Raw genomic sequence first — 685 nt, forward strand, 5'->3', positions numbered from 1 at the left:
GTGAATACTTTTTTTTGATCTGCAACTCTATTGGTTATATTGCTCTGATAAGAAGTTCTGTAGTTTCAACTACTGACATAATTTTCCAAATCATCCACGATATAATTCTTAGTGGGAACATTGCTGAAGAACTTCTGAGTAAAGTTGAAAACAAAACTCATAGCTTTCTCTACGAATTGCTTTCCGACCATATCCATTAAAATACGCCAGTTTTCGTTCATAAGCTTGACGATGGAAGCACTTTGTTCTTTATTTCCGACGTAAAGGTTATCAGCTGCAAATACCATTTTACCTAAAACATCGTACGTGTATTTCATCTTGTCAATGCTGCTTTTAATGAATAAATCATCTCCTCGTTTCTCTACGGTGAAATCGAAATCAAATGCAATTTTGAACTTTTCTATTTTCGCTTTTCCATTTCCATCACCATGGATATTATCTCCTCCTAAAAAGTTTTTAATAAGGGGACTCCCTGAGTAAACTGAGTAATGTCCTTTGATAGTTATATCACAGACTAGCTCGATACTTGCATGTAGATCGTCGAAATTGGCTTCAAATTTATTGACTGTGCACTCTTTAACTCCCTTAGCTACTCCATCAACGAGGGTTATGTTCACTAGGTCGAGTATAGCTACATTGAAGCCTTTAAGTTGTATCGGATCTATTTGTGGTATATCAAGTTCAG

At 35.6% G+C, this 685-nt stretch carries 1 protein-coding gene; it reads right to left on the reverse strand.

Features of this window, described 5'->3' with window-relative positions:
* Positions 1-65 precede the first annotated feature (65 nt).
* Positions 66-685, reverse strand: a 620-nt coding sequence (locus F0U47_RS22795) for a JHBP domain-containing protein (RefSeq protein WP_149752352.1), incomplete at its 5' end; no start/stop codon positions are given.

This window comes from Nocardioides antri (assembly GCF_008373765.1).
GTDB lineage: Bacteria > Actinomycetota > Actinomycetes > Propionibacteriales > Nocardioidaceae > Nocardioides > Nocardioides antri.